We start from the raw sequence: 26,193 nt of genomic DNA on the forward strand, positions 1-26,193 counted from the left end.
GATCCCTCAACCGCCCGTCCGGAGCGCCGATAAGCGGGGACATGCAATCGGTACCGCGCGTCGGCATCCTCGGTACGGGCTCGTACGTGCCCGACCTCGAGGTCACGAACGACAACCTGGTGGAGCGGGTGACCGACACCACCTCCGAATGGATCACCCGGAAGACCCTGATCGAGGCCCGGCGGTTCGCCGCGCCCGACGAGGCGACCTCCGACCTGGCCGTCAAGGCCGCGGTCGCGGCGCTGGACCGGGCCGGGATCAGCGCCGAACGGGTCGACTACCTGATCGTGTCGACGTCGACCGGTGACTCGCCGCAGCCGCCGACCGCGTCCCTGGTGCAGCACGCCATCGGGGCGTACCGGGCGGCGGCGTTCGACATCAACGTCGTCTGCGCCGGTTTTGTCTTCGGTCTCGCGCTCGCCAACAGCCTCGTCGCGACCCGGCCCGACGCCGTGGTGCTGGTCGTGGCGGCTGACGTCTACTCGCGGATCCTCGACTTCGACGACCGTCGCACCGCCATCCTGTTCGGCGACGGTGCCGGAGCCGCCGTGGTCGGTGCCGTGCCCGCGCCGTACGGGCTGGTCGACCTCGAACTGGTCACGCGCGGCGACGCGCACGAGCTGATCCACGTCAAGGCCGGTGGCAGCCGCCTGCCGGCCTCCGCCGAGACCGTGGCCGACGGCGACCACTTCTTCCGCATGAACGGCCGCGGTGTCCGCGACTTCGTCATGGCCGGTGTCCCGCCGGTGCTCGCCGACCTGCTCAAGCGGGCCGGTTTCACCGCGGAGGACGTCAAGCACTTCGTCCCGCACCAGGCCAACGGCGTGATGATCGAGGAGCTGGTCGAGGCCGCCGGTCTGGGCTCGGCCCGGACCCACCTGGTCCTGGACCGTTACGGCAACACCGGCAGCGCCTCCGCCGCGATCGCGCTCGACGTCGCCGCCCGCTCCGGTGAGCTGCACGACGAGGAGCTCGTCCTGATCGCCGGCTTCGGCGGCGGCATGTCGGTGGGCGCGGCCCTCCTGCGCTGGTACGAGCGTTAGCGGCTCATCCGGGCACCGAGGAAGAAGATGCCCGGTACGGTCTCGAAGCCCGCACTGCGGTTGGCCTCGAGCGTCGAGCTCTTGATCGTCAGCGTGCCGGTGCGGTCGTTGCTCACGAAGAAGATCGCCCCGCCGCCCTCGTTGGCCCGGTTGTCCCGTACGACCGTGCCGGCGAGGTTCACGGCGAACTTGTCACCGTCGGTGTAGATCGCCCCGCCGGACCCGCCGCCCGGTGTGCCGCCGCGGGCCGGGTTGGCTCCCTTCCCGATGGCCTTGTTGCCGGTGAAGACGCTGTTCAGCACGGTCCACGAGACACCGATGCTGCTCAGGGCGCCGCCGTTCGAGCAGATCCCGCCGGTGAAGGTGCTGTGGACGATGTAGACCGGTTTGCCTTGTGACTGGGACAGCACGCGGATCGCCGCACCGCCGAGGTCCGGGCCGGTGCTGTCGCAGCGGTTGCCGGTGAACCGCGAGTTGACCACCTTGAGCCGGCCGCCGCGGACGAAGATCGCACCCCCGCCGCCGCCCTCGAGTTTCTCGCCGGTCGCGTTGCCGTTCCGGAACGCCAGGTTCTGCACGGTCAGCCGTGGTATCGCCTGGTCCTGGCAGTGCGACGTGGTGAAGCGCTGCGCCTCGTCGCACGTGTTCTGGTACAGGATCCGGCGTCTGCCGTCGCCGCTGAGCGTGACGCGGCCACCGCCGTCGAGCACCACCGCCGGGCCGTGATCGTTGCGGACCTTGGCGGTGGCCTTCATCGTGATCGTCACCGGCGCCGGCCCGCAGTCGAAGGTGATCACGCCACCGGCCGCGACCGCCTTGACCACTGCCGCCGAGGTGCAGCTCGCGGCTGTGCCCGTACCGATGACCCTGTCGGGTTTGCTGGTGTCCACGGCCCTGGCCTCGGCCGGGACGGAGGCCTTCCCGCCGGGGTTGCCGGGACTGGGCAGGGCAGCGACCTTGGCGGGTGACGATGACGACGGGACCGCCGACGGTGCCGGCGAGGAAGGACGCGCGCTCGGCGCGGCCGGAGCCGGGGCGAGCGACGGCGCGACAAAAGCCGGCGCCGGCGCGGCGGGCGGGGGAGGCGACGACCCGCACCCGGCGAGCAGCAGCGCACAGCTCAATACCGAGATCCTGGAATGCACCGGCCGATACTAAGACGCGAAGTGTCGATCCGGGCGGGGCTGCTTCGTCGTGATGCTGACCGGGCCCGCCAGAGGCCCTGGACGAACGGACTGACGAGATGGCCAAGTACCTGATCCTCATCTACGGCGACGAGAAGGAGTGGGCGGCGGCTACGCCGGAGGAGCGGAAGCAGAAAGAGGCTGCGCACCTGGCGTTCATGGCCGCGGCGGGCTCCCGGGTCGTCGGCGGCGAAGAGCTCATGCCGCCGGACACCGCGACCACCGTGCGGCGCGGCGACGCGGACCGGCCCGCCGTCACCGACGGCCCGTTCCTCGAGACCAAGGAGGTGCTGGGCGGCTTCTACGTGCTGGAGGCGGCGGACCTCGACGAGGTGATCGCCCTGGCCGCGACGCTGCCCGAGGTCGCGGCGGCCCACAGCGGCGTGGAGATCCGGCCCCTCGTGGACCACTCCTGAACGCTGGGATCGGTGAGGCGGTAGCGCACGCGCACCGTCGCGAGTGGGCCAAGGTGCTCGCCGCGACGGTGCGTGTCACCCGCGACCTCGACCTCGCCGAGGAGTGCACCCAGGAGGCGTACGCCGAGGCGCTGCGGAACTGGCCGGTGCACGGCATCCCGGCCCGGCCCGGCGCCTGGCTCACCACGGTCGCCCGCAACCGCGCCACCGACGTGCTGCGCCGGGAGTCGGCGCTGCGCCGGGTGCTGCCACTGCTCGTCCTGGACGAGCCGGTCGCGGGTCCGGCGCACGACGACCGGCTGCGGCTGATCTTCACCTGCTGTCACCCGGCGCTGTCACCGGACGCCCGGGTGGCGCTGACGCTGCGGCTGCTGTGCGGGCTGTCGACGGCCGAGGTGGCCCGGGCGTTCCTGGTGCCGGAGACGACGATGGCCGCCCGCATCACCCGGGCCAAGAAGAAGATCGCGGCCGCGCGCATCCCGTACCGGGTGCCGGGCCCGGGGGAACTGGGCGAGCGTCTCGGTGCCGTCCTGGCCGTGGTGCACCTGGTCTTCACCACCGGGCACAGCGCGCCGACCGGGGCCGCACTCAGGCGGCACGATCTGGTCGAGGCGGGGCTCGACCTGGCCCGCATGCTGCACCGTCTGCTGCCCGCCGAGCCGGAGGTCGCCGGTCTGCTCGCGCTGCTCCTGCTGACCGACGCGCGGCGCGACACCCGGACCACCGCCGACGGCAGGCTGCTGCTCCTCGCCGACCAGGACCGGTCCCGCTGGGACCGCGGGCAGATCGCCGAGGGTACGGCCCTGCTCACCGAGTCGCTGAGCGGCGGACCCCCGACCCGGTACGCGGTGCAGGCCGCGATCGCCGCCGTCTACACCGAGGCTCCGACCTGGGACGACACCGACTGGACGGAGATCACCGGTCTCTACGAGGTGCTGCTGCGCCTCTGGCCGTCACCCGTGGTGGCCCTCAACCGCGCCGTGGCCATCGGCCTGCGCGACGGGCCGCAAGCGGGACTCGACGCGCTGGCACCCCTGCTGGACGAGCCCGCCCTGGCCACCTACGGCTACCTCAGCGCGGCGCGGGCCGACTTCCTGCGCCGGCTCGGGCGGCGCGCGGAGGCCGTCACCGCGTACACGGAGGCTCTGGCCCTGACCGGCAACGAGGTCGAGCGGGCTTTCCTGGCCGGGCGTCTGGCCGAGCTCGGTTAATCCCAGTCGGGGCGGACCGCGCCGGGCCGGGAGAAGGCGGCGAAGTCGGTGGTGTCGCGGAACGCGGGGATCCGGTAGAGCGCACGGGCGTACGACCACAGGTGCGGGTGGACGTGCAGGCCGGGGCTGACGGTCCGGCCGGCGTTCACACCCACGTCGTACCGGACGAGCGTCACCCAGAGCCGGATGTCGGCCTCGGTCAGGTCGTCACCGATCAGGTAGCGCGAGCCGGACAGGTGTTCGTCGAGCTGCTCGAACGCCTCCAGCAGCGCGGACCGGGCCGCACCCGGTCTCGCGGCGGCGCCGGCGCCGTGGTTGACGGCCGGGCCGAGCCACCGGTCCAGCTCCTCGATCCGCTCCCGGTGACGTTCCGGGTACGTGTCCACGACCGGCGTCGCGAGGTGCCGGAAGCGGGTGGCGAGGTCGATGCCGATGGTCGCGCAGTCGTTGCTGACCAGCCGGGCGTTCTCGCGGTCCCACAACGCCGGCACCGAGACGTGGCCGTCGAAGTTCTCCTCGGTGGCGTCGTAGGCCTCGCGCAGCAGCGTGAAGCCGTTCACCGGGTCCGGACCGTAGCGTTCGCGGAACGCCCACCCGCGCCCGTCACGGTCACCGTCGACGAAGGACATGCCGACAACGTCCTCGAGCCCGGACAGGGCCCGGGTGATCGCCACGCGCTGCGACCAGGGGCAGAACCAGCCGCCGTACACGTGATAGCGGAACGGTCGCGCGTCTCCGGTGATGCGGCCGGTGAAGCGCAGCAGCGGTCCGGGTGTGTCGGGGATCGCGTACTCGCCGTGGGTGGCGGTGTCGACGGGGGAGGCCAGCATCATCCGCGGAAGCCTAGTTCTGGGTCGCCTGAACGGCCATCCGCGACCAGCGCATCGCATCCATGACGGTGCCCGTGAGGTCGTCGCCGGAGTACGCCGCCGCCACCTCGGCCAGGTCGCCCCGCTCGTACGCGTTGACCACCCGCAGCACCTGACCGATCGGTCCCGTACCCCGTTCGAGCGCACCGGCGATGTCCGGGCTCAGCGGCAGCTGGTGTGCCATCGCGGCGTTGGAGAGGCCGAGCATGCCGGCCACCGCCCCGATCAGCCCGGCCATGAACGCGGCGTCCGCACTGGCGCCGAAGGCCACCGCGACGTTCTCGCACAGGCGGGCCCGGGTCAGCGCCTCGGCCATCTGGACCTCGGTGGCCTCGGCCACGTCGTCGACGACCATCAGCATGGCCCACTGCCGGATGTGCGCGATGCCGAGCATGACCACGGCCTGGCGTACCGAGGAGATCTTGGTGGTGGCACCGACCGCGGCCGAGTTGCTGGCCCGCAGGACCCGCATGGTCAGCGCGGGGTCCCCGGCGATGATCGACAGGATCCGCTCGAGGTCGGTGTCGGCGGCGCTGAGGGCGCCGAGGAGCTCCAGGCGGCGCAACCGCGACGGGGTCAGGCTGGTGGCGGTCAGGACCTGGGGCCGGCTGAGCACGTACCCCTGGCGCAGCTCGAAGCCGTACCGGTTGCTCAGCGCCAGGTGCTCACCCGTCTCCAGGCCCTCGGCGACGATCTGGATCCCCGGGTACGCCCGGCAGGCCGCGACGATCTCGTCGAGGTGCGTGAGGTCGCCCTCGAGCAGGTCGAGCTTGACGAACGAGGCCAGCGGCAGCAGCTTCTCGTGGCCGGAACCCCAGACGAAGTCGTCCAGCGCGATCCTGTACCCCTGCCCGACGAGCGCGGTGACACCCGCGATCACCTCGTCGTCCACGGCGACCGTCTCCAGCACCTCCAGCACCACGTGGTCCGGGCCGAACGGCAGGACCAGCTCACCGGTGAGGAACTCCCGGGTCAGGTTGATGAAGCAGGTCCGGTCGCCGACGACCTCGTCGATGCCGAACTCGGTGAAGGTGTTGACGATGACCTGGCTGGTCGCGTACGTGTCGCGGCGGCCGGCGTCGACTGCGTCCATGCTGCCGCGGAACAGCAGCTCGTAGGCGACCACATCGCCGGTCACGTCGAAGATCGGCTGCCGGCCGACGTGCACGAGCTGAGTGCCCGGCAGGGGGAACGGCAACGTTGGGTTCACGGCTTGATTGATCGGCCGGACCGGCCCTCGGTTGAGACTTCTGCGACCGTCATCACCCGAGGGTCGCACGAAGGGCGTAGATCAGCGGCAGTTTCGGTGCCGGCAGCCGCCACCAGCCGCTCGCGGCCTGTTCCATCTGCGGCCAGCGCGGCCAGGGCAGCTCGTCGCTCTCCCGCAACGACCGGACAGTCAGCCCGGCGCCGGTCAGCGCGGTGACGACCTCGCCCAGCCCGTGCGCCCACTCGTAACTGGTCGTGGCCTCGACCAGCTCCGGCCCGTCGGTGTAGGTCCGCGTCGCGTCGAGCGTCACCGGCCCGCGCCCGCCGATGACGTCGTTGCGCAGCGCCAGCGTGTCGTCGTCGCCCCGCGGCACCAGACCCAGGCCGGTCAGGACCGGATGGAACTCCACGACATACACCTGCCCGCCGGGACGCAGCAGCCCCGCGAGCACCGCCGCCCACTCCCGCAGGTCCGGCAGGTAACAGAGCGCACCCTTACCCGTGTAGATCACGTCGAAGCGGCGGTCGCCGAGAGCCTCCCGCGCGTCGTAGACGTTCGCGTGGACGTACTCGATCTCCAGCCCGGCGTCCGCGGCCAGCCTCCGGGCCGCGTCCACCGCGGCCCCCGACAGATCAAGTCCGGTCACCGTACGCGCACCGCGCCGGACGAACGCAGCCGTCTCGGTCCCGAGGTGCGACTGCAGGTGCAGCACGTCCCGTCCCGTGAGGTCGCCGAGGTCCTCCCACTCGTAGGCGGCGAACCACGCGGCGGGATCACGCCCCTCGACGTCGTAGAAACGGCTCGCCAGGTGGATCGGTGTGCGCTCGTCCCAGTTCGCCTCGATGGCCGCCATGAGGCGCCGGTCGCCGGTCTCCATCAACGCGGAGTGTTCTGGTCGTGAAGCAGCAGCCAGGTGTCGCCGTTGCGAACGAAGACCAGCGTGAGCAGGTAACTGAGCTCGTACGGCTGCCCGTTGCCGTCCAGATCGTGGTAGTCCACCGCGAAGATCGCCACACCGGTGTCCCCGGCCGTGGTGCTGCGCTGCAGGTCCAGCTCCCAGCTCCAGTCGGGGTCGTCGAACCATCCCCGGTGGAAGGCGGCGACCTCTTCCCGACCGCTCAGCAGCTTGCCGTTCGGCATGATCAGGCTGACCTCGTCGTGCACGGTCGAGAGATAGCCGTCGAGGTCCCGTTTCCCGATGGTCGTCAGGTGCAGATTGACTGCCGCAGTGAAATCCATGGCCGCATCATGCCCTGTTTGTCAGGCGTAGGTGCCGGAGCGAAGATCGTCGAGCAGCGACACGGCCTTCGGCGCCCAGCCCAGCGACCGGGCCTTCGCACCGGTGGTCTGCTGGTCGAGCAGCAGCGCGTCGGCGAAGAGAGCACCGAGCCGCTCACGAGACGCGTCGACACTCTCCGGGGTGACACCGGCGTTGCCGGCTGCAGCCTCGCCCAGCTCACGCACGGTCGGGTTCTCACCCGAGGCGCCGATCAGGTAGCCGAGCCCCTCACCACGCTCGAGCACCGTGCGGTAGAGCGCCGCGATGTCGTCGACGTGCACGGTCGTCCAGTGCTGCGTGCCTTGGCCGACGAGCTTCCCGCTGCCGTCGAACACCCCACCCGGAATGCCACCGCCATACCCGTAGACAATCCCCGGTGCGATGATCGTGGCCGTCAGGTCGGCCTGGAGAACAAGCTTCTCGACCGCACTGCGCCACGCGGTCAGCTGCGGGGGTGCGAACGGCGACTCCTCGGTGATCGTGTCGTTGCTGCCCCAGATCCAGATGCCGCTCGTGTGCACGTACGGCTTGCCCGCGCGGACCGCCGCCGCGACCACGCCGCGGTCCAGCTCCTGGGTTGTTGCATCGCCGGTGGCCGCGAGATGTGCCACGGCATCCCCGGCGGCGAACTGCTCGGCCACCCACGCGGAGTCGAAGAGATCACCCACGGTGGCCTGCGCACCGAGCGCGGTGACCTTGGCCGCCCCGGCCTCGTTACGCACCAGCGCGGTGACCTGATGCCCGGCGCCGACCAGCTCCTTGATCAGCGCAACCCCGATGTAACCCGTCCCACCCGTCAAAACGACCTGCATACGCTCGACGCTAGACCCGCCTCAGCCATCACGCGGCGTGACGATAAACGCTCTTCCACCGGGACCGTACGGCCCGGCCGGAGTCAGCCCTCAGCCCGAACCGCCCTCCCACACGCCCAACTTCATCCATGTTGGGGCTAACCCAGCGCGGGTAGGCCCGACTTCGCTGATGTTGGGGCTAACGCGGTGTGGGTAGGCCCGACTTCGCCGATGTTGGGCCTAACGCAGCGCGGGGAAGCCCAACTTCGCTGATGTTGGGCCGAGCGCGGCTGCTAGGCGGCGTCGGGGTTGCGCAGTGGGTCGATGTCTCGGGTTGGCCCAGCTTCGCTGATGGTGGGTCTCGCGCGGCTCGGCGAGGCCCAAGTTCGCTGATGTTGGGCCTAACGCGGCGTGGGAAGCCCCGACTTCGCTGATGTTGGGGCTAACGCGTAGCGGGAAGGCCACGCTTCGCTGATGTTGGGCTGAACGCGGCCCGGATAGGCCTAACTTCACCGATGTTGGGGCTAACCCAGCGCGGGAAGGCCCAACTTCACCGATGTTGGGGCTAACCCAGCGCGGGAAGGCCCAACTTCACCGATGTTGGGGCTAACCCAGCGCGGGAAGGCCCAACTTCACCGATGTTGGGGCTAACCCAGCGCGGGAAGGCCCAACTTCACCGATCTTGGGGCTAACCCAGCGGGGGTAGGCCCGACTTCGTTGATGTTGGGCTTAGCGGGGTGCGGGAAGGCCCGACTTCGCTGATGTTGGGGCTAACGCCGCGTGGGTAGGCCCAACTTCGCTGAAGTTGGGCTTGGCGTGGCTCGGACAGGCCCAACCAAACCGACCTTGGTTACCGCCGTGGCATCGCCGCCGCGGAGTTGTTCGTCGGCGACAGCACCGGCCTCGGCGCGGGAACCCACACGCCCTGCCGGTGCTGCGTCAGGCCCGGGTCACTCCTCGGCCAGGGCCTTGAGGACCTGCTCGCCGAACTTGGCCAATTTGTTCTCCCCGACGCCGTTGATCGTGGACAGTTCGGCCAGGCTGCCCGGACGCTGCGTGGCGATCTGGCGCAGCGTCGCGTCGTGGAAGACGACGTAGGCCGGAACGCCGGCCTCCTTCGCCGCGGCGGCCCGCCAAGTGCGCAGGCGTTCGAACATGGGCGCAGCCTCCGGCGGCAGGTCGGCCGCCGGGGCCGCCGTCTTGCTCGTCCGGGCTTTCGGGGCGCGGGCGGCGCGTTCCGGTTCGCGGCGCATCATGACCTGGCGTTCCTTGCGGAGGACGCTGCCGCTGTCGTCGGTCAGGACGAGGGTGCCGTATTCGCCCTCGACCGCGAGCAGGCCCTGGGCGAGCAACTGCCGGACCACGCCACGCCATTCGGCCTCGCGGAGGTCGGCGCCGATGCCGAAGACGCTCAGCTCGTGGTGGCGGAACTGGGTGACCTTTTCGGTGGTCTTGCCGAGCAGGATGTCGATGGACTGGCCGGCGCCGAACTTCTGGCCGCGTTCGCGTTGGAGGCGCAGGACGGTCGAGAGGAGCTTCTGGGCGGCGACCGTGCCGTCCCAGGACTCCGGGGGGTTGAGGCAGGTGTCGCAGTTGCCGCAGTCGGCGGCGCCCTGCTGACCGAAGTAGGCCAGGAGGCGGGACCGGCGGCACCCCACCGTCTCGCAGAGGGCCAGCATCGCGTCGAGGTGTGCGGCGAGGTTGCGGCGGTGCGCGAAGTCGCCCTCGGACGTTTCGATCATTTTGCGTTGCTGGACCACGTCCTGCAGGCCGTACGCCAGCCAGGCCGTCGACGGCAGGCCGTCACGACCCGCGCGGCCGGTTTCCTGGTAGTAGCCTTCGACGGATTTGGGCAGGTCGAGGTGGGCGACGAACCGCACGTCGGGCTTGTCGATGCCCATGCCGAACGCGATGGTGGCCACCATGACCAGGCCGTCCTCGCGCAGGAAGCGGGACTGGTTGGCGGCGCGGACCCGTGAGTCGAGCCCGGCGTGGTACGGCAGCGCGGCGATGCCGTTCTGCACCAGGAAGTCGGCGGTCTTGTCGACCGAGGCGCGGGACAGGCAGTAGACGATGCCCGCGTCGCCGGGGTGTTCGGTGCGCAGGAGGTCGAGGAGCTGGCGGCGGGGCTCGTTCTTGGGGACGATCCGATATTGGATGTTGGGCCGGTCGAAGCTGGCGGTGAAGTGGCGGGCGCCGGTCAGGTCGAGCCGGGTGGCGATCTCGGCGTGGGTGGCGGTCGTCGCCGTGGCCGTCAGCGCGATGCGCGGCACGTCGGGCCAGCGCTCGTGCAGCATGGACAGCTCGAGGTAGTCGGGCCGGAAGTCGTGCCCCCACTGCGACACGCAGTGCGCCTCGTCGATCGCGAAGAGCGAGATCTTGCCGCGGTCGAGCAGTCGCTGCGTCGACGGCACCCCCAGGCCCTCGGGCGCGACGTAGAGCAGGTCGAGCTGGCCCTCGGTGAAGGCCTGCTCGACGCGGCGCCGCTCGGTGAGGTCCTGGGTCGAGTTGAGGAAGCCGGCCCGCACGCCGAGCGTGCGCAGCGCGTCGACCTGGTCCTGCATCAGGGCGATCAGCGGCGAGACGACCACCGCGACACCGTCCCGGACCAGGGCGGGGATCTGGTAACAGAGTGACTTGCCGCCACCGGTCGGCATCAGCACCAGGGCGTCGCCACCCGCGATGACGTGCTCGATGATCTCCCGCTGCTCGCCGCGGAATCCGGAGTAGCCGAAGACGCGGTTGAGCACGTCGGCGGCGGGGGACCGATTGATCTCGGGGGCGGAAGTCACTCCGCGATAGTAGTGACTCCCTCGGACGAGGGCGCGGACGCTGTGGACAACTCCGGGCCCGGCGCCAAGGGCAGTCCGAGCAGCAGGCCGGCGGTGATCCACACGTACGTGTTCGCACCGGCGAAGGCGAGCAGCCCTTCCGCGCCGGCCCACCACAGCCACACGACGCTGCTGCTGAGCACGCACCACAGCACCACGGCCACCGCGCGGCGGCCCCGGTCGAAGAGCAGGAACAGCGCCGGCAGCAGCCAGACCAGGTGGTGCACCCAGGTCACCGGGCTGATCAGGCAGGCCAGCGCGCCGGTGAGGGCGAAGCCCGCCCGGAGGTCGGCCCGCCGGACCCGCAGCAGCCAGCAGACCAGGGTCACGGCCACGGCGGCGAGCCACCAGACCGAGTCCCCGTCGAGGCGGGCGACCACGCCGCGCAGGGACTGGTTGGACACGTACGCGAGCTGCCCGACCCGGTCGGTGTCCCACATCGCCCCGGTCCAGAAGCGCCACGACGAGTCCGGCGCGACGAGGACCGCGAGGCCGGTCGCCACGGTGGTGGTCCCGGTGGCGATCGCGGCCGCCCGGAACCGCCGTGTCACCAGCAGGTAGCCGATGAACACAGCCGGGGTCAGCTTGATCGCCGTGGCGAGGCCGGTGGCGACACCGGCCCAGCGGCTGCCGCGTTCCAAGGCCCGCAGGTCGGCCAGCACGAGGACCAGCAGCACCAGGTTGACCTGGCCGAAGCTGAAGGTGTCCCGGGCGGGTTCGAAGACCAGGACGGCCAGGAAGGCCAGCGCGGCCCACATCCAGGGGTCGCCGCGGCGGAACCAGCGCACCAGCAGCACCACGGCACCGGCGTTGACCAGCAGTGATGCGGCCACCGCGACCGGCCACGCGGTCAGCGCCAAAGGGCTCAGCACCAGCGCGGCGAACGGCGGATAGGTGAAGCCGTACCCGGTGCCGCGGTAGTCGAAGTCGTAGAGGTCACGCCCGTCGACCAGCCAGAATCGCACCGCGCCGCGGTAGACACCGAGGTCGAAGAAGTGCCGGAAGGCCGGCACGGTGACCAGGAAGACCGCGACGGCGATGGTGGCGACCACGACGGTCGTGATCCGCGTTCTCATCGCGGCACCTTCCCGGGGACGCCCGGAGTGGTGGCCAGCGCGAACACCGCCGTGCCGAGCAGGACGCCCAGCACGGCGGCCAGCACCTCCGGCAGGTCCGCCGCGAAACCGTCCGGCAGCACGACGGGGGTCAGCGCGATGCTCAGCAGCGCCAGCCACCGCCGGGCCGCGGGCAGCCCGGCCGCGAGCGGCACGAGTCCCCAGATCATGTACCAGGGGCGGAAGGCCGGCGCGAAGGCGACCGCCGCCAGCAATACCAGACCCAGACCGGTCAAAGGCCCGACCCTGTTCCTGTACGTCCACACGAGCCCCGCCACCACCAGCGTGGCCAGCAGGCCGGCCCAGCGCCACAGGTCCACCGCCAGCGAGGCGCCGACGTCGTCGTGGGTGAACGTCCCGGCGGTCCAGCGGCCGAGCACGGCGACGGGTGCCCAGTTCCCCGGCGACACGGGCGTGGACAGGGCGGCGATCCACCCGTACCCGGTGCCGGAGATCGCGGTGATCACGACGGTGGCCGCGGCAGCGACGAGGCCTGTCGCGGTGATCGCGCGCAGTTCCGGCCACCGGCCGGGGAGCCGGGCGGCCCAGATCAGGGCGACGGCCGCCAGCCCGAGCGCCGCCGGGGCCTTGACCAGGGCGCCCGCGGTGACCAGCACGACGCCGAGCACCGGCCGGCGCCGGAGTGCCGCGGCGAGCCCGGCGACCAGCAGACCGACCATCAGCGCGTCGTTGTGCGCACCGCCGACCAGGTGGATCAGCACGAGCGGATTGAGCACGACCAACCGGAAGACCGGCTCGACCGCGGGACCGGCGAGCGCCGGGAGGCCGAGGCCGATCAGCACCAGCCCGGCCACGGCGGTCAGGCGCAGGCCGAGCACCCCGGCGATCGGCTCGCTCCCGGTCACCTCCGTCACGAGGCGGGACACCAGGAGCGACACCGGCCCGTACGGGCTGGGGGTGTCCTGCCAGATCTCGGGCACCCGGGCGGCGACCGGACCGCCGAGCGCGGCCGGTCCGCGGGTGTGGACGTCGAGACCGTTCCCGGCCATCAGGCCCTGCGCCAGGTAGCTGTAGACGTCCCGGCTGAACAGCGGGGGAGCGATCAGCAGCGGGCCGGCCCAGAGCGCGAAGGTCAGCCACGGCCGGGGCAGTTCGCCCGGCCACCACCAGGCGAGCAGGAGCAGGGCCAGGCCGGCGTACACGTGGACCAGACCCGGCCGGCCCAGAAGGGCACCGAGGGTGATCAGCACGGACCCGGCGCAGCCCGTGGCCGTCGCCACCCTGTGATCACCGCGCACGGACAGCACGCTGGCAGGGGCAGGTGTCCGGCGGGCGGCTGCCGGAAGGCTCCTTAGGGGACGGATCCGGGATTCTCCGGATTACCCGCCGGTCCGGGATCCGTGAGAGTCGATCCATGATGATTGCCCGTTTTATGGTGCTCGTTACGGTGGCCGCGGGGGTCACCGCCGTGGCGCCACCGGCGTCCGCCCGTCCTGCCCCGATCGACTGGCGGCCCTGTGCGGCCGACAAGGACGCCCAGTGTGCCGACCTCACGCTGCCCGTCGACTGGTCCGAGCCGTCGGGTGCAACCTTCACCCTGGCCGTCGCCCGGCGTGCCGCCCCGGAGTCCACCCGGATCGGCACGCTGATCTTCGGTCCCGGCGGGCCGGGCGACTCCGGCGTCAGACGAGTCGTGACCGGACAGTCGCGGTTCAGCGACGAGCTGCGCAGCCGCTTCGACATCGTCAGCTTCGACCCGCGGGGTGTGGGCGGCAGTAATCCGATCAAGTGCCCCACGAAGGTGCCGGCCCCGGCCGTCCTGAAGGACCAGGCCGAGTTCGACGCGACCAGGAAGGCCAACCGGGAGTTCTGGGACGCCTGCCGGGTCCTGACCGGGCCGGTGTTCGACCACGCCGACACCGGCAGCACGGTCCGTGACCTCGACGCGCTGCGCGCCGCGCTCGGTGAGCGGTCGTTGACCTTCCACGGCTCGTCCTACGGCACGCTGCTCGGTGAGCTCTACGCCGAGCGCTACCCGGGACGGGTCCGGGCGATGGTCCTGGAGAGCGTCGTCGACCACAGCCAGGACACCCGCGGCTTCCTGACAACTCAGGCGTGGGCACTCCAGGACTCGTTCGACGCGTTCGTCGCGTGGTGCGACACCACCGAAGCCTGCGTGCTGCACGGCGAGGACGTCCGGTCGATCTGGGCGCAGCAGATGGCCCGTGCGGACGACGGCACCCTCGGTGTATCGGCGTTCGAGCTGGCCGCGAACGCGCACGACGCCCTTCGCAAGCCGAACTATCCGGCCCTGGCCACCTTCATCGACGGCCTGCGGGACGGCGGTACGGCGTCACCCGCGTCGCAGCGACCGGTCCAGGCGGTCTTCTGCGCGGACTGGTCGCTGCCGGTCCGCAACTACCGCGAGTACCAGCGTCTGCTGCGTGCTGCGGCCGCCGAGGCACCGGACGTGCGCCTGCCGGCGGCGACGTTCGGGCTGTCGGACTGTCTGGGCTGGCCGAAACCGGTGGCGAGTCCCCAGCATGTCCTGCACGTCCGTACCCGGACACCGCTCCTGCTGATCAACGCCCGGCACGATCCGGCGACCGGCTACAACTGGGCCACCGAGGTCGCGCGGCAGCTGGGCCGGCACGGGGTGCTGCTGACGTACGCCGGTGCCGGGCACGGGTCGTACGGCTCGACCTGCATGAGGAGTGCCGTCGACGCCTACTTGATCTCGGCGGCGCTCCCGGCGCCGGGGACGGTGTGCCCGGCGGCCTGATCGACGCGGTGGGGCAGCGCGACCAGCTCGAGCACGTGCTGGGCGACGCTGCCCCGCCGCGCGTGCAGGTCGAGTTCGGTGCCCTCACGGCGGTGGCGGTCGGCCACGTAGTGCAACGCGGCCACCCCGGCGCTGGCCAGGTGGGTGACGCCGGTGAGGTCGACGCTCAGCGGCAGGTGGCCGCCGCGGGTGCGCTGCAGCAGATCCTGCTGCAGGTGGGCGGCGGTGGTCGCGTCGACCGGGCCCTCGACGCGGACGGCGGCGTCGCCCGAGCCGGGCACGTCCTCGAGACGCAGAGGCTCGCCCAGGGCGATGTGCGGTGGGCGCCCGTCGGTCAGCTCCGGGGTCCGGGCGGGCCGGGTCAGCGTGTGCAGCACCGTCGCGACCGTGCCGTGCTCGCCCGGCACCACCGTCAAGCGGGTCACGAGCTGGGCGGTGAGCGCGAGCCCGCGCCCGCGCAGGGTCTGCCGGGCCGGTTCGCGCCAGGTGCCGTGGTCGGTGACCCGGGCGCTGATCTGGCCCTCGGGTGTCAGCGTGACGCACACCTCGACCGCCGCGTGCCCGAGCTCGCCGCCGAAGGCGTGCTCGATCGCGTTGGTCGTCAGCTCGCCCAGGGCGTGCTGCAGCACGAAGATGTCGTCGTCGGTCGCGCCGACCCCGGCCAGCCAGTCGGCGAGGGCGATCCGCGAGGCGCGCAGCGAGGTGAGCTCGGCGGGGAGCACCAGGTCGAGGTCGGCCGAGGGGGTGACCCGCTGGGCAGCCAGCAGCGTGATGTCGTCGTCGTGCCCGGTGGCGCGGACCAGGAGCTCGACGGTCTGCGTGCAGACACGGTCGGCGGCGGTGGCGTCCGGTGCGTGCAGCGCCCGCCCGGTGGCGGCGGACGCGGCCACCCGGGCCAGGTCCTCGATGCTCGCTGCCGGGTCCCGGCCGGGGCGTTCGAGGATGCCGTCGCTGTAGAGCAGCAGCAGGTCACCGACTTCGAGCCGGTCGGAGCGGACCGGGAACTCGCCCACGTCGCCGGTGCCCAGCGGACCGCCGCCGGTGCTGCGCAGATAGCGCGTCCCGCCGGTGTCCGAGACGACCAGCGGCGGCGGGTGCCCGGCCGTGCAGTACTCCAGGGATCCGTCGGCGGGATCGAGAACGGCCACGCAGACCGTGGTCGCGCGGGCCGCGGGCAGCCGCCGGGCGAAGCGGTCGGCGGCGGTGAGGGCCTCCACGAGGTCTGCGCCACTGTCGAGCCGGTCCTGCAGAACCGCACGGAGCTGACCCATCGCGCCGGAGGCGGTGACGCCATGACCGACGACGTCACCGACGACCAGGGCGACCGTGCCGTCGGGCCGCACGACGGCGTCGAACCAGTCGCCTCCGGCCGAACGGTGGGTGTCCGCGAGCAGGTAGGTGGCGGCGACCTGGAGCCCCGGCAGCACCGGCAGCCCTCGGGGGAGCAGCTCACGCTGCAGGGCGGTGACGACGTCCCGGGTCTGCTCGTAGCGTTCCTGGAGCTGGGCGGTCTCGCGCTCGGCGGTGATCCGGGCGGTCACGATCTCGGTCACGTCGAAGCCGGCGCCGATGACACCGCGGATCTCACCCCGTGCGTCCCGCCACGGGCTGATGCTGAAGTTGGAGTAGATCTCGTGGATCGACCCGTCCGGGTTGGTCAGGTGGGCCCGCCACTCCGCGCCGGCGATCGCCTCGCCCGTGCGGTAGACGGTGCTGTACATGTCGATCCACTGCTGGCCGCTGAGGTCGGCGAAAACCTCAGCCAGGGTGCGCCCGACCGCGTCGCGATCCGGGATCAGGGCCCGGGTGGCGTCGTTGATCCAGGCGAGCCGCAGGTCGGGACCCTCGCACAGGATGACGATGAAGGGCATCTGTTCGGCGGCCGAGGTGACCACGTCCTGCTCGTCGCCCATCTCACCTCGCACTCGCCGATTCACGACCGTCCTGGTCATCATCGTGCCCGATCGCCGGGCGAGCATGCCGAACGGGTGCGGTTCCCCCGGTTCCGGAACCTCTCCCGATCGACCCCCGTCGCTGCCGATGACCAGCGTCCGGTCAGAGGCCGGGCAGGTCCAGGGTGTGCGAGGTGTGTGTCGCCTTCGTGGCCAGGTAGCGCAGGTTGGCCGAGGAGAGATGCACACCCGTCGGGATCCGCTCGGCGATCCGCACGCCGCGGGCCTCGAGCTGGGCCGCCTTGTCGGGGTTGTTGCTGAGCAGGCGGATGCGGCCCGCGCCCAGCGCCAGCAGCATCTGCGCCGCGGCGGTGTAGTCGCGCTCGTCCTCGCCGCGGCCGAGCGCGACGTTCGCCTCGTACGTGTCCAGCCCGGCCTCCTGGAGCGCGTACGCGTCGAGCTTCGCGTACAGGCCGATGCCGCGGCCCTCCTGGCGCAGGTAGAGGAGCAGGCCACCGGTGTCGGTGATGCGCTCGACCGCCTCGCGCAGCTGCGGGCCGCAGTCGCAGCGCTGGCTCCCGAACACGTCGCCGGTCAGGCACTCGCTGTGCGGGCGGACGAGCGGCGTGGCCTGCACGGCGCGTTCCCAGTCGCCGAGGCCCAGCGCGAGGTGTTCCTTGCCGTCGACGAGCCCGTCGAAGGTGAGCACCCGCGCGGTCGTCGAGTAGCCGTCGGCGAAGCGCAGCGGGACGGTGACGCGGGTGCGTACCGTGGCTTTCGGAATCGTCCCCAGGCCCAGCGCCTCGGTCATCGGCCCCCCAGTTTTCTTGTCGGACACGTCGGTCACCCAGGTCAGGCCCGGTAGCGGTCGGAGAGCGCGTAGCGCAGCAGCACCACGTCGCCGATCTGCCGGACCTCGGTCAGGTCGGCGCGGCGCCGCGGGCCCCACGGGAAGGTGCCGTCTCCGACGAAGCGCGGCGCCCGCGAGTCGCCGACGAAGAACGGCGCGACCACGAGCTGCAGCTCGTCGGCGAGGCCGGCCGTGAGGAACCCGGTGTGGATCATGCCGCCTCCCTCGACCATCAGGCGGCGGATGCCGCGCGTGTGCAGGTCGGCGGTGACCTGGCCCAGATCGAGCGGATCACCGCCGTCGATCACGGTAGCGACCCGTCCCAGCTTGTGCCGGGCGTTCGGCAGGGCGGAAGAGACGCAGTAGACCAGCTTGTCGGCCTCGCCCAGGGTGAAGAACCGGGCGTCCGGGTCCAGGTCGCAGCTGTTGGTGACGGTCACCTTGACCGGGTCGGGCTGCTCACCGCGCTCGACCCGGGCCTTGCGGCGGGTCTCGTCGCGGACCAGCAGCCGCGGGTTGTCCTGGCGGACCGTGGCCGCGCCGACCAGGATCGCGTCGCAGCCGGCCCGGACCTCGTCGACCCGGTCGAAGTCGGCGTCGTTGGACAGCAGCAACCGCTCGTCGTCCGGGGTGTCGACGTAGCCGTCGATGGACATCCCGCAACTGAGCACGACATACGGACGTTGCAGCACTGACGGCCCCCCTGACGAGCGACCACCGTCACCCCGGGGTCCAACATAATCCGAACATGAGGCTGTGACACTTTCAGGCACCGGTGCCGACCAGCTCCCGGACCGGGATCATGATCCGCTGCTGCGGGACGACCACCGGGGTGGCCAGGGTGATCGGCGCCAGGACCGGCTCGGTCACGACGACCCGGGCGGCCCGGCGGGCCTTCGCCCGGGCCAGGGCCCGCGTGATGATCACGACGAGGCCCGGCAGTGCGGCGACGAAGGCGAAGAGGCCGTAGACCACGGCGATGGTGAGGCCCTGGGTGGCGCTGAGACCGGCCGCCCCGAACGCCCAGGCGGTCACACCCTCGCGCGGGCCCCAGCCGCCGATGTTCACCGGCAGGGTCATGGCCAGCAGTGCGAGCAGCATCAGCGGCGCCAGGCGCAGCAGCGAGGCGTCCGAGCCCGCGGCCCGGGCGGCGACGACGAAGGTGGCCAGGTGACCGGCCAGGACCACGGTCGAGGCGAGCACGATGCCGGGCCAGTTGCGCCGGGAGAGCAGCCCGGACCGCACCTCGGAGGCGCCCGTCCGAGCCGCGCGGGCCCAGCGCGACGCGCCGCTGCGCAGCCGCGAGAAGGCGAAGACCAGCAGAGCCGCCAGGCCGGCGACGGTCGCCGCGGCCACGGCGATCGAGCGGGCGTGTTCCTCCAGGTGCGACAGCACCGGCGACGGCACGGTCAGCAGCACGGTGACACCGACCGAGATGAGAACGACCTGGCCGGCCGTGCGCTCGAGGACCACGGCCCGGACGCTCTTGCCGACGTCACCCTCCTCGCGGCCGTGCTGCACCGCGCGGTCGACGTCGCCGAGCACCCCGCCGGGCAGGGCGGCGTTGATGAACAGCGCCTTGTAGTAGTCCGCGATCGCGCCCTTCAGCGAGAGCTTCATGCCGAGGCCGCGGGCCACCAGGCACCACCGCCACGCCGAGAAGACCGTCGTGGCCACGCCGATCCCGAACGCGGTCAGCAGCGCCGGGCCGTCGATCACCCGCAGCCCGTCGAGGAAGGCGCCGGTACCCAGGCGCCAGAGCAACACGGCGAGGATTCCCATCCCGCCGAGTACCCGCACCCACGCCCAGATCGATCGGTTCATTCCGCTGCCCCCTCAGGTTCACCCTTCTGCGACTAATACGTCGCAGCGGCGGCAGGCGGTTCAGTCTTTCTGCGCGAGAAGATCTTGATGCCCGACCGTTACCTGCAGGCGGCCCGCCTCCGCGGCCTCGATCCGGCCCTCCAGGTACGCGTCCAGCCGCAGGTCAGGTCGCTGTTCGGCGGCGGCGCCGACCCACCCCCGGAGCCACTCGGCAGTGAGTTGTGCCTCACCGGGCCCGAGCCGCCACGGGCTCGGGCGTACTCCGACCGTGGCGCCGGCCTTCGCAAAAGCCTCCGCCGCGGCACCGACCGCCTCGGGCCCGAGCAGTCTCCGGTCACCGACGGCCCGCCGCTGGTGGGCGTTGAACGCGGCGGCCACCTCCGCGTCGAGCGGGTCCTCCGGCTCGAACGTCACCTCGCCCACGACCGACAGCGTGAACAGCGCCGGCGTGCCCGAGGCCACACACACCTCGGCCAGCGCGGCGACCTCGTCGGTCGTGAAGAGGTCGAGCAGCGCCGAGCAGGTGACCAGCGACGTGCCGGCCAGGTCCTCGACGGTCAGCGCGGTGACGTCACCCTCGGCCGTCTCGACCGTGACCGGGCTGCCGTCCGCGGCCGCCGCCGGCAGGTGCGCGGCGGCGTGCGCGAGCAGCGCCGGGTCGCGGTCCTGCAGCACCCAGCGCTGCGGGCCGGGCAGGCGCGGGGCGAGCCAGCGGCCCATCGAACCGGTGCCGCAGCCCAGGTCACGGATGACCAGCTCGCCTCCGGCGGGCAGGCGCAGGGCCTCGACCAGTTCCACCGCGCGGGCGGCCGCGTCCGCGGGCTCGCGCAGCGTCAGCCATGTCGAACTGAACTCTCCGGTCATGCGTCCAGCACCTCGCTCAATCGTCGTGTCGTCTCGTCCCAGCCGCGGAGCCCGTCCCGCCGGCTCCGGGCGGCGGCCCGCCACTGCTGCCGCAGCTCGGGCTCGGTCAGCCAGCGGCGAAGTGCCGTGGCCAGGGCCTCGGGGTCGCCCGGGGGGACCAGCATCCCGGGCAGTGTGCCGTCGGCGGCGGTGCCGAGGGCTTCGGGCACACCCTCGACCCGGGTGCCGAGCACGGGGACGCCGCGCGCCAGCGCCTCGGTCACCACCATGCCGTACGTCTCCGCCAGCGACGGCAGCACCAGCAGGTCCGCCCCGGCGTAGGTCTCGGCCAGCGCTTCCCCGGTCCGCGTCCCCACCAAATGGACCCGGCCGCCCTCACCGCCGGCCAGGGCAGGGATCGCCGCCGCCAGCTCCTGGACGTGTCCGGTGAAGTCCGGTGCCCGGTCGAGGGCGCCGACCAGCGTGCACGTCCAGGGCAGCCCGGACAGCGACTGCAGGGCTGTGACCAGCACATCCTGCGCCTTGCGGGGGGTCACGGCGGCGACACAGAGCAGGTGGCCACCGCCCGGCGACCCTTCCGCGAGAGGCGCGGCGTCGACACCCGGGGGAGCGACGTGCACGCTCCCGGCCGGGAGGTCGTGCAGCGTCTCGAGCCTCCGCGCCGCACCTGCGCTGGTCGCCACGGCGGCCGCGGCCGCGTGGAGAGCGCGTCGTTCCCGCGCGGTCAGGTCGGCGGCCTCGGCCGGTGACAGCCCGGTCTCGTCGCCGAGAGGCAGGTGCACCAGCACGACCAGCTGGAGCCGTCCTGCCTCCGGCTCCAGGAGGTCGGGGACCGCGCACCCGACCAGGCCGTCCAGCAGCACGGTCGTACCGTCCGGGAGCCCGGCGAGGGCCCGGGCCAGCGCCGACCGTGCCGCCGCGGAGGGGTGCGGCCAGGTCGCCTGGACCGCGATCTCGTGCACGTCGCGGGTGGCGGCCAGGCCGGTCAGCACCCGGCGGTCGTACGTGTTGCCGCCGCTGGGTGCCGCCGGGTCGTCGATCCCGCCCGGCAGCACCACGTGGAAGGCTTCGGTCACAGGTTCCGCTCGTAGCTCGCCCAGGCGATGTGCGACTCGTGCAGCGTGACCGCGATGCCGGTCAGGCCGCGCGCGCCCACGCCGAGGTCGCCCGACTCCGCCTTGCCGGCGAGCCGGTCGGCGATCACCTTGGCGAGGAACTCCGTGGAGGTGTTCTGCCCGGCGAACTCGTTCTCGTCGTCCAGGTTGCGGTAACTGAGCGTGCCGCAGATGGTGTGCAGCTCCTCGCTCGCCCGGCCGATGTCGACGACGATGTTGTCCGCGTCCAGCTCGGGCCGCTTGAACGTGGCATCGACCACGAAGGTGGCGCCGTGCAGTTTCTGGGCCGGTCCGAAGACCTCCCCCGAAAAGCTGTGCGCGATCATGATGTGGTCACGGACGGTGACGCTGAACATTCACTCTCCTGCCGGGTAGTTGATCAGGTGACACAGGGCGGGCAGCGTGCCGTCGGTCAGCCGGGGCAGAACCTCGGGCAGCTGCTCGAAATCCGACTCCCCGGTGATCAGGGCGTCGAAGACGGGGTCGGCCAGCAGATCCAGGGCGATCGCCAGCCGGTCGGCGTAACTGCGGCGGCCGCGGCGGGCCGGGGCGATCCCGCCGACCTGGCTGCTCTTGACCACCAGGCGGCGCGAGTGGAAGAACTCGCCGAGCGGCACGCTGACCTCGCGGTCGCCGTACCAGCTCAGTTCGATGACCGTAGCCTCCGTGGCCAGCAGCTCCAGGGACCGGGTCAGCCCGGCCGAGGTGGCGCTGGCGTGCACGACCAGGTCGCAGTCGCCGGTCGCGTCGGCGGGCAGCGCGAAACCGACACCGAGCGCCGCCGCAACCGTGGCCTTGGCCGCGTCGGCGTCCACCAGCTGCACTTTTGCCCCGGGGAAGCGCGCCAGGACCGCGGCCACACTGGCACCGACCATGCCGGCTCCGACCACGGCGATCCGGTCGCCGACCAGCGGCGCGGCGTCCCAGAGCGCGTTGACCGCGGTCTCGACCGTGCCCGCCAGGACGGCCCGCGCGGCCGGGACGTTCTCGGGGACCACGGTCACCGACTCGGCCGGGACGACGAAGCGGGTCTGGTGCGGGTACAGCGAGAAGACCGTACGGCCCAGCAGCTCGGGTGGGCCCTGCTCGACAACGCCGACGTTCAGGTAGCCGTATTTCACCGGCGCCGGGAAGTCACCCTCCTGGAAGGGGGCACGCATGGCCTCGTGCTGGCTGTCCGGCACACCGCCGCGGAACACCAGTGTCTCGGTGCCGCGGCTGACACCGGAGTGCAGCGTGCGTACCAGAACCTCACCGGGACCGGGATCACTCAGGGTGACCGGACGGAGCTCGCCGGCCCCAGGCGCGGCGAGCCAGAAAGCGCGGGCCTCACCCGTCATCGGTATTTCTCCTCCGTGCGCTGAACCGAACGCGCGGATCAAGCGTGTTCAGTGACGACAGCGGCAACCATACGCGGCAACCGATCTTGCCCACCCGGAGGCACGGTGACTATCAGTATCGCCACGATGACGGCTCGCGAGAGCCGTGGACCGATCGTCGGCCTGGCCGCACACCTGATCCTGATGCTGGCGCTGGCCGCCACCACGGGTGTCAGCGCGGCCGGCTGGCTGGCCGGCACGGCGTACGCCGTGATCCTGGCCGGGTCCCTCGGCGCGGGGATGCACCGCACCGGCATGCGCGCCCTGGGACCGGCGAACGCCGTGACCCTGGGCCGCGCGACGCTGGTGGGCGGTGTGACCGCGCTGGTCGTGACGTCGTTCGAGGCGCCGGTGCCCCTGCCGGTGCTCGTCACGCTGATCGGGGTCGCCCTGGCCCTGGACGGTGTGGACGGTCAGGTCGCCCGGCGCACCAACTCGACCACCCAGCTCGGCGCCCGCTTCGACATGGAGGTCGACGCGTTCCTGATCCTGGTGCTCAGCGTCTTCGTGGCCGGCACGTTCGGCTGGTGGACCATCGCGATCGGCGCCTTCCGCTACGTCTTCGTCGCCGCGTCGTGGGCCTGGCCCTGGCTGAACGCCGCACTGCCGCCGAAGTTCTCGCGCAAGGTCGTCGCCGCCGTCCAGGGTGTCGTGCTGGTCGTCGCGACCGCGAGCCTGCTGCCGGACGCGCTGGCCCTCACCGCGGTCGCCGGTGCGCTGGTGTCGCTGGTCTGGTCCTTCGGCCGCGACGTGCTGTGGCTCCGGGACCAGGAGCAGAAGCGCCGCTTCGCCGAGGCCCGCGCCGAGGTGGTAGCCCGCCGCTCGGTCACGGTGCCGCGGCAGCGTCCGCGCCCCGCGCCCGTCAACGTCTGAGCTCAGGCGACCCGGTCGATCGCACCCGGCGGCGGCGCCGGGACCGCGCCCGGATGCAGGATCGCCGCGATCGCCTCGACCCCGTCGATCAGCCGGGGGCCGGGGCGGACCACCAGGCCGTCGCCGTCGATCGCCCAGACCTGCGCGGCCGGGAAGTGACGCACGACCTCGCGGGCCTGTGCGGCGGCACCTTCCAGGTGGAAGCCGCACGGCGTGACCAGCACGATCTCCGGGTCGTCGGCTGCGAGCTCCGCCCAGGTCGTCTCCACCGATCGGGCGCCGGCCCGCGCGGCCACCGGTGTCCCACCGGCCGCCGTGACCAGATCGGGCACCCAGTGCCCGGCCGTGAACGGCGGCTCGACCCACTCGACGATCGCCACCCGCGGCCGCTGCCGTCCCGCGACCGCCGTGGCCACCGCGGCCAGTCGCGTGCGCAGCCCGGCGACCAGCTCCTTCGCGCGTCCCGGCACCCCGGCCCGCTCGCCGACCGCCACGAACGTCGCCAGCACCTCGTCCAGGGTGTACGGGTCGAGCGACAGCACGTCGGCGCGGCACCCCAGATAGTCGAGTGCGTCCGTGACGTGGCCGGACGGCAGCGCGCACACCCGGCACAGGTCCTGGGTGAGGATCAGCTCCGGGTCCAGGCCGGCGAGTGCGTCGGCGTGGAGCGTGTAGAGGTCGCCGCCCGCGCTGAGCTGCTCCTTCACGTACGCGTCGATGTCGCCCGGGCTCATGCCGCGGGTGTCCCGCCCGCCGACGACCACCGCCTTCTCGGTACGGGCGGACGGCGGCTCGTCACACTCGAACGTCACGCCGACCAGCTCGTCGCCGAGGCCGAGGGCGTACACGATCTCCGTGGCGGAGGGCAGCAGCGAGACGAGGCGCATGGTCAGGAAGTGTGCCTCAGGATCTCCGCGGTCACGACATCCCACACCGCCGCCGGCGGGTTCTCGTGGCCGACGTCCTCGAGGGGCACGAGCCGCGCGCCGGGGATCTCGCGGGCCAGGGCCTGCGCGTGTGCCATGGAGAAGAACGGGTCCACGGTCCCGTGCAGCACCAGCGCGGGCATGGTGATCGTGGCGAGCCGCTCGCGGATCGGTGCGCCGGTGTCCGCGGCCAGCCAGTGGTTGGTCTGCGACGCGGCCATGTCGGTCGTGCGGTCGAAGATCCGGCCGGCCAGCTCACGCAGGTGCCGCTCGTCGGCGGTGAACTTCCCGCCGCAGGCGATCACGTCGGCCACCAGCCGGTCCACCGCCGCATCCCGGTCGGACCAGTCCGTCTCGACCGGGTCCGACGGAGTCCCACCAGCATCGGACGAGGCCGCCGGCTCCTCGACGTCGCCCGGGCTCGTCGACATCAGTGTCACGCTGAGCAGCCGGCACGGGTCCTCGACGGCGAGCCGCTGCGCGATGCCGCCGCCCATGGACAGGCCGACGACGTGGGCCCGCGCGATCCCGAGCGCGTCGAGCACCCCGAGCGCGTCCCCGACCAGGTCCGCCGCCGTGTAACGCGGGTACCCGACCGGGTAGGCCGTGGAACGCCCGGTGTCGCGGTGGTCGTACCGGATCACCAACCGTCCGCCGTCGGCGAGCCGGCGGCAGAAATCGTCCTCCCACCAGTCCATCGCACTGGCGGCGCCGCCGATGAGCAGCAGCGCGGGATGGTCGCGGTCGCCGAACGTCTCCACGCACAGGTCCACGCCGTTCGCCGGCACCATCGTCCTACCCATGGCGGCAGTATCGCCGCAGACCCTGACAGTTTGCTGGTGTCGCCGGGACACGGCCCGCTACCTGTTGACCCGTGCGACGAGGTCGAAGGCCGCGGGCAGGCACGTGCTCCAGTAGCCGAAGTTGTGGCGTCCCTCCGAATAGGAACCGGCCGCCTTGGGCTGCGGCAGGGCCTTCTCCAGGGCCTTGACCTCGGGGAGCAGACCGTCGTCGGTGCCGCACCACAGTCCGACCGGGACGTCACGCAGGGCGCCGGCCTGCGTGAACACCGGATCGCCCGGGGACACCGCGGGGGAGAAGGCGGCGACCGCCTGCACGAAGCCCGGGAACGTCGCGGCCAGCAGCAACGCCCCGAAGCCGCCCATCGACCAGCCGCAGGCCGACATCCGGCTGGTGTCGAACCCGCGCTCGGCGCACCAGGCGGGGATCTCCTCGTGGACCATCTTCTGCGGATCGTCGGCGCCGGACGGGCGCCAGGCCAGGCGGCCTCCGGTCGCGCCGGCCAGCACGAAGGGGGCGTTTCCCCGGCGTACCGAATCGGTCGCGAAGCGGCCCAGACCCAGAGCGGGGAAATCCTTGGCCGTCTTGGAGGCGCCGTGCAGAACCAGCAGCACCGGCAGGCCGCGGCCGTCGCCGTGCCCGGCGGGCACCGCTGTGTAGAAGTAGACGTCCTGCCCCCGCGCGACCGAATGGCGTTGCTCGAGCCGTTCGTCGCCGAGCGGGACGTCGGGGATCACCGGCTCGTCGCCGCCGTACCGGCGGTAGAGGCCACCCGCCGTCACCACGCCCGCCGTCGCCGCGATCGTGGCCAGCACTGTGCGCCTGTTCATGCTTCTCCAACGCCCCGCGGCGCCGGGAGTCACGCAACCCCTCGCCCATACATCACAGTGAGTAATGCATCTTTCCCGCTCGGGACGCTTGGCTACTGAAGGTAACTTCGCTTACAGTGGCTCGGTCGGCGCCCGCCGACGCACTGA

General features: G+C 72.0%; 25 protein-coding genes. 5 read left to right on the plus strand and 20 right to left on the minus strand.

Translation table 11 applies throughout. The features are described from left to right. Positions 1 to 41: 41 nt before the first annotated feature. Positions 42 to 1,043, plus strand: a complete 1,002-nt coding sequence (locus AFR_RS19815) for a 3-oxoacyl-ACP synthase III family protein (RefSeq protein WP_023362572.1) — start codon at positions 42 to 44, stop codon at positions 1,041 to 1,043. On the opposite strand, the gene AFR_RS19820 is transcribed toward AFR_RS19815, so the two are convergent. Continuing rightward, complete coding sequence (locus tag AFR_RS19820) at positions 1,040 to 2,188, minus strand: hypothetical protein (protein ID WP_041840994.1); 1,149 nt, start codon at positions 2,186 to 2,188, stop codon at positions 1,040 to 1,042. The genes AFR_RS19815 and AFR_RS19820 overlap by 4 nt on opposite strands. Positions 2,189 to 2,286: 98 nt before the next feature. On the opposite strand from AFR_RS19820, the gene AFR_RS19825 reads away from it, so the two are divergent. Together AFR_RS19825 and AFR_RS19830 are read left to right on the plus strand one after the other, a co-directional pair. Next, on the plus strand, positions 2,287 to 2,643 hold the full coding sequence (locus tag AFR_RS19825) for a YciI family protein (protein ID WP_023362575.1): 357 nt from the start codon (positions 2,287 to 2,289) through the stop codon (positions 2,641 to 2,643). 53 nt (positions 2,644 to 2,696) lie between these two features. Then, positions 2,697 to 3,854 carry an RNA polymerase sigma factor gene (locus AFR_RS19830; protein WP_023362576.1) on the plus strand — a complete coding sequence of 386 codons (1,158 nt, stop codon included), beginning with the start codon at positions 2,697 to 2,699 and terminating at the stop codon, positions 3,852 to 3,854. Here AFR_RS19830 and AFR_RS19835 read toward each other — a convergent pair. The 8 genes from AFR_RS19835 to mptB form a co-directional block, all read right to left on the minus strand. Beyond that, on the minus strand, positions 3,851 to 4,687 hold the full coding sequence (locus AFR_RS19835; protein WP_023362577.1) for a glutathione S-transferase C-terminal domain-containing protein: 837 nt from the start codon (positions 4,685 to 4,687) through the stop codon (positions 3,851 to 3,853). The genes AFR_RS19830 and AFR_RS19835 overlap by 4 nt on opposite strands. Before the next feature lie 10 nt (positions 4,688 to 4,697). Beyond that, positions 4,698 to 5,933 (minus strand): EAL and HDOD domain-containing protein, encoded by a 1,236-nt coding sequence (locus AFR_RS19840; RefSeq protein WP_238547308.1) that lies wholly within the window; start codon positions 5,931 to 5,933, stop codon positions 4,698 to 4,700. A 52-nt stretch (positions 5,934 to 5,985) separates the two neighbouring features. Further along, positions 5,986 to 6,810, minus strand: coding sequence for a class I SAM-dependent methyltransferase (locus tag AFR_RS19845; protein WP_023362579.1), 825 nt, complete (start codon positions 6,808 to 6,810; stop codon positions 5,986 to 5,988). Then, on the minus strand, positions 6,810 to 7,172 hold the full coding sequence (locus tag AFR_RS19850; RefSeq protein ID WP_023362580.1) for a YybH family protein: 363 nt from the start codon (positions 7,170 to 7,172) through the stop codon (positions 6,810 to 6,812). The genes AFR_RS19845 and AFR_RS19850 overlap by 1 nt, the downstream gene beginning before the upstream one ends. Positions 7,173 to 7,193: 21 nt before the next feature. Beyond that, complete coding sequence (locus AFR_RS19855; RefSeq protein WP_023362581.1) at positions 7,194 to 8,024, minus strand: NAD(P)H-binding protein; 831 nt, start codon at positions 8,022 to 8,024, stop codon at positions 7,194 to 7,196. Positions 8,025 to 8,953: 929 nt separating this feature from the next. After that, positions 8,954 to 10,795, minus strand: a complete 1,842-nt coding sequence (gene recQ, locus AFR_RS19860; protein WP_023362582.1) for a DNA helicase RecQ — start codon at positions 10,793 to 10,795, stop codon at positions 8,954 to 8,956. After that, positions 10,792 to 11,910, minus strand: a complete 1,119-nt coding sequence (locus AFR_RS19865) for a glycosyltransferase 87 family protein (RefSeq protein WP_023362583.1) — start codon at positions 11,908 to 11,910, stop codon at positions 10,792 to 10,794. The genes recQ and AFR_RS19865 overlap by 4 nt, the downstream gene beginning before the upstream one ends. After that, entirely contained in the window at positions 11,907 to 13,208 is a 1,302-nt protein-coding gene (mptB, locus tag AFR_RS19870; RefSeq protein ID WP_041842440.1) for a polyprenol phosphomannose-dependent alpha 1,6 mannosyltransferase MptB, read from the minus strand. Before mptB ends, AFR_RS19865 begins: the two co-directional genes overlap by 4 nt. A gap of 119 nt (positions 13,209 to 13,327) precedes the next feature. On the opposite strand from mptB, the gene AFR_RS19875 reads away from it, so the two are divergent. Next, on the plus strand, positions 13,328 to 14,692 hold the full coding sequence (locus AFR_RS19875; RefSeq protein ID WP_041842441.1) for an alpha/beta hydrolase: 1,365 nt from the start codon (positions 13,328 to 13,330) through the stop codon (positions 14,690 to 14,692). Here the strand turns inward: AFR_RS19875 and AFR_RS19880 are convergent. The 8 genes from AFR_RS19880 to AFR_RS19915 form a co-directional block, all read right to left on the minus strand. Then, positions 14,638 to 16,605, minus strand: a complete 1,968-nt coding sequence (locus tag AFR_RS19880) for a SpoIIE family protein phosphatase (protein ID WP_023362586.1) — start codon at positions 16,603 to 16,605, stop codon at positions 14,638 to 14,640. The genes AFR_RS19875 and AFR_RS19880 overlap by 55 nt on opposite strands. Positions 16,606 to 16,747: 142 nt before the next feature. Then, on the minus strand, positions 16,748 to 17,395 hold the full coding sequence (locus tag AFR_RS19885; protein ID WP_023362587.1) for a GTP cyclohydrolase II: 648 nt from the start codon (positions 17,393 to 17,395) through the stop codon (positions 16,748 to 16,750). Positions 17,396 to 17,436: 41 nt separating this feature from the next. Continuing rightward, the gene (locus AFR_RS19890; protein WP_041840995.1) at positions 17,437 to 18,126 is read right to left on the minus strand and encodes a RibD family protein; all 690 of its coding nucleotides are present in this window, start codon (positions 18,124 to 18,126) and stop codon (positions 17,437 to 17,439) included. A 73-nt stretch (positions 18,127 to 18,199) separates the two neighbouring features. Then, positions 18,200 to 19,258, minus strand: coding sequence for a lysylphosphatidylglycerol synthase transmembrane domain-containing protein (locus AFR_RS19895; protein ID WP_023362589.1), 1,059 nt, complete (start codon positions 19,256 to 19,258; stop codon positions 18,200 to 18,202). 60 nt (positions 19,259 to 19,318) lie between these two features. Beyond that, positions 19,319 to 20,122 (minus strand): methyltransferase domain-containing protein, encoded by an 804-nt coding sequence (locus tag AFR_RS19900; protein ID WP_023362590.1) that lies wholly within the window; start codon positions 20,120 to 20,122, stop codon positions 19,319 to 19,321. After that, positions 20,119 to 21,198, minus strand: a complete 1,080-nt coding sequence (locus AFR_RS19905; RefSeq protein WP_023362591.1) for a glycosyltransferase family 4 protein — start codon at positions 21,196 to 21,198, stop codon at positions 20,119 to 20,121. The genes AFR_RS19900 and AFR_RS19905 overlap by 4 nt, the downstream gene beginning before the upstream one ends. Beyond that, positions 21,195 to 21,593 (minus strand): 6-pyruvoyl trahydropterin synthase family protein, encoded by a 399-nt coding sequence (locus tag AFR_RS19910; RefSeq protein WP_023362592.1) that lies wholly within the window; start codon positions 21,591 to 21,593, stop codon positions 21,195 to 21,197. The genes AFR_RS19905 and AFR_RS19910 overlap by 4 nt, the downstream gene beginning before the upstream one ends. After that, complete coding sequence (locus AFR_RS19915) at positions 21,594 to 22,577, minus strand: zinc-dependent alcohol dehydrogenase (RefSeq protein ID WP_023362593.1); 984 nt, start codon at positions 22,575 to 22,577, stop codon at positions 21,594 to 21,596. A 105-nt stretch (positions 22,578 to 22,682) separates the two neighbouring features. Here AFR_RS19915 and AFR_RS19920 point away from each other — a divergent pair, with 105 nt between their 5' ends. Continuing rightward, positions 22,683 to 23,489, plus strand: a complete 807-nt coding sequence (locus tag AFR_RS19920) for a CDP-alcohol phosphatidyltransferase family protein (RefSeq protein WP_041840996.1) — start codon at positions 22,683 to 22,685, stop codon at positions 23,487 to 23,489. A gap of 2 nt (positions 23,490 to 23,491) precedes the next feature. On the opposite strand, the gene AFR_RS19925 is transcribed toward AFR_RS19920, so the two are convergent. The 3 genes from AFR_RS19925 to AFR_RS19935 are packed head-to-tail and all read right to left on the minus strand — an operon-like array spanning position 23,492 to position 26,046. Then, positions 23,492 to 24,376 carry an ABC transporter substrate-binding protein gene (locus AFR_RS19925; protein WP_023362595.1) on the minus strand — a complete coding sequence of 295 codons (885 nt, stop codon included), beginning with the start codon at positions 24,374 to 24,376 and terminating at the stop codon, positions 23,492 to 23,494. Between the two features lie 2 nt (positions 24,377 to 24,378). Further along, positions 24,379 to 25,218 (minus strand): alpha/beta fold hydrolase, encoded by an 840-nt coding sequence (locus AFR_RS19930; protein ID WP_041840997.1) that lies wholly within the window; start codon positions 25,216 to 25,218, stop codon positions 24,379 to 24,381. Between the two features lie 57 nt (positions 25,219 to 25,275). Next, on the minus strand, positions 25,276 to 26,046 hold the full coding sequence (locus AFR_RS19935) for an alpha/beta hydrolase (RefSeq protein WP_041840998.1): 771 nt from the start codon (positions 26,044 to 26,046) through the stop codon (positions 25,276 to 25,278). Between the last annotated feature and the right edge of the window lie 147 nt (positions 26,047 to 26,193).

The sequence above is a fragment of the Amorphoplanes friuliensis DSM 7358 genome (assembly GCF_000494755.1).
Classification (GTDB): Bacteria; Actinomycetota; Actinomycetes; order Mycobacteriales; family Micromonosporaceae; genus Actinoplanes; species Actinoplanes friuliensis.

Bases quoted from the DNA above. Each gene is read 5' to 3' on its own strand.
- AFR_RS19875 (WP_041842441.1), top strand. From the start codon at position 13,328: ATGATTGCCCGTTTTATGGTGCTCGTTACGGTGGCCGCGGGGGTCACC.
- AFR_RS19900 (WP_023362590.1), bottom strand. From the start codon at position 20,122: ATGACCGGAGAGTTCAGTTCGACATGGCTGACGCTGCGCGAGCCCGCG.
- AFR_RS19910 (WP_023362592.1), bottom strand. From the start codon at position 21,593: ATGTTCAGCGTCACCGTCCGTGACCACATCATGATCGCGCACAGCTTT.
- AFR_RS19855 (WP_023362581.1), bottom strand. From the start codon at position 8,024: ATGCAGGTCGTTTTGACGGGTGGGACGGGTTACATCGGGGTTGCGCTG.
- AFR_RS19865 (WP_023362583.1), bottom strand. From the start codon at position 11,910: ATGAGAACGCGGATCACGACCGTCGTGGTCGCCACCATCGCCGTCGCG.
- AFR_RS19930 (WP_041840997.1), bottom strand. From the start codon at position 25,218: ATGGGTAGGACGATGGTGCCGGCGAACGGCGTGGACCTGTGCGTGGAG.
- AFR_RS19935 (WP_041840998.1), bottom strand. From the start codon at position 26,046: ATGAACAGGCGCACAGTGCTGGCCACGATCGCGGCGACGGCGGGCGTG.
- AFR_RS19815 (WP_023362572.1), top strand. From the start codon at position 42: ATGCAATCGGTACCGCGCGTCGGCATCCTCGGTACGGGCTCGTACGTG.
- AFR_RS19825 (WP_023362575.1), top strand. From the start codon at position 2,287: ATGGCCAAGTACCTGATCCTCATCTACGGCGACGAGAAGGAGTGGGCG.
- AFR_RS19915 (WP_023362593.1), bottom strand. From the start codon at position 22,577: ATGACGGGTGAGGCCCGCGCTTTCTGGCTCGCCGCGCCTGGGGCCGGC.
- AFR_RS19895 (WP_023362589.1), bottom strand. From the start codon at position 19,258: ATGAACCGATCGATCTGGGCGTGGGTGCGGGTACTCGGCGGGATGGGA.
- AFR_RS19850 (WP_023362580.1), bottom strand. From the start codon at position 7,172: ATGGATTTCACTGCGGCAGTCAATCTGCACCTGACGACCATCGGGAAA.
- AFR_RS19925 (WP_023362595.1), bottom strand. From the start codon at position 24,376: ATGCGCCTCGTCTCGCTGCTGCCCTCCGCCACGGAGATCGTGTACGCC.
- AFR_RS19885 (WP_023362587.1), bottom strand. From the start codon at position 17,395: ATGACCGAGGCGCTGGGCCTGGGGACGATTCCGAAAGCCACGGTACGC.
- AFR_RS19835 (WP_023362577.1), bottom strand. From the start codon at position 4,687: ATGATGCTGGCCTCCCCCGTCGACACCGCCACCCACGGCGAGTACGCG.
- AFR_RS19880 (WP_023362586.1), bottom strand. From the start codon at position 16,605: ATGGGCGACGAGCAGGACGTGGTCACCTCGGCCGCCGAACAGATGCCC.
- AFR_RS19845 (WP_023362579.1), bottom strand. From the start codon at position 6,810: ATGGAGACCGGCGACCGGCGCCTCATGGCGGCCATCGAGGCGAACTGG.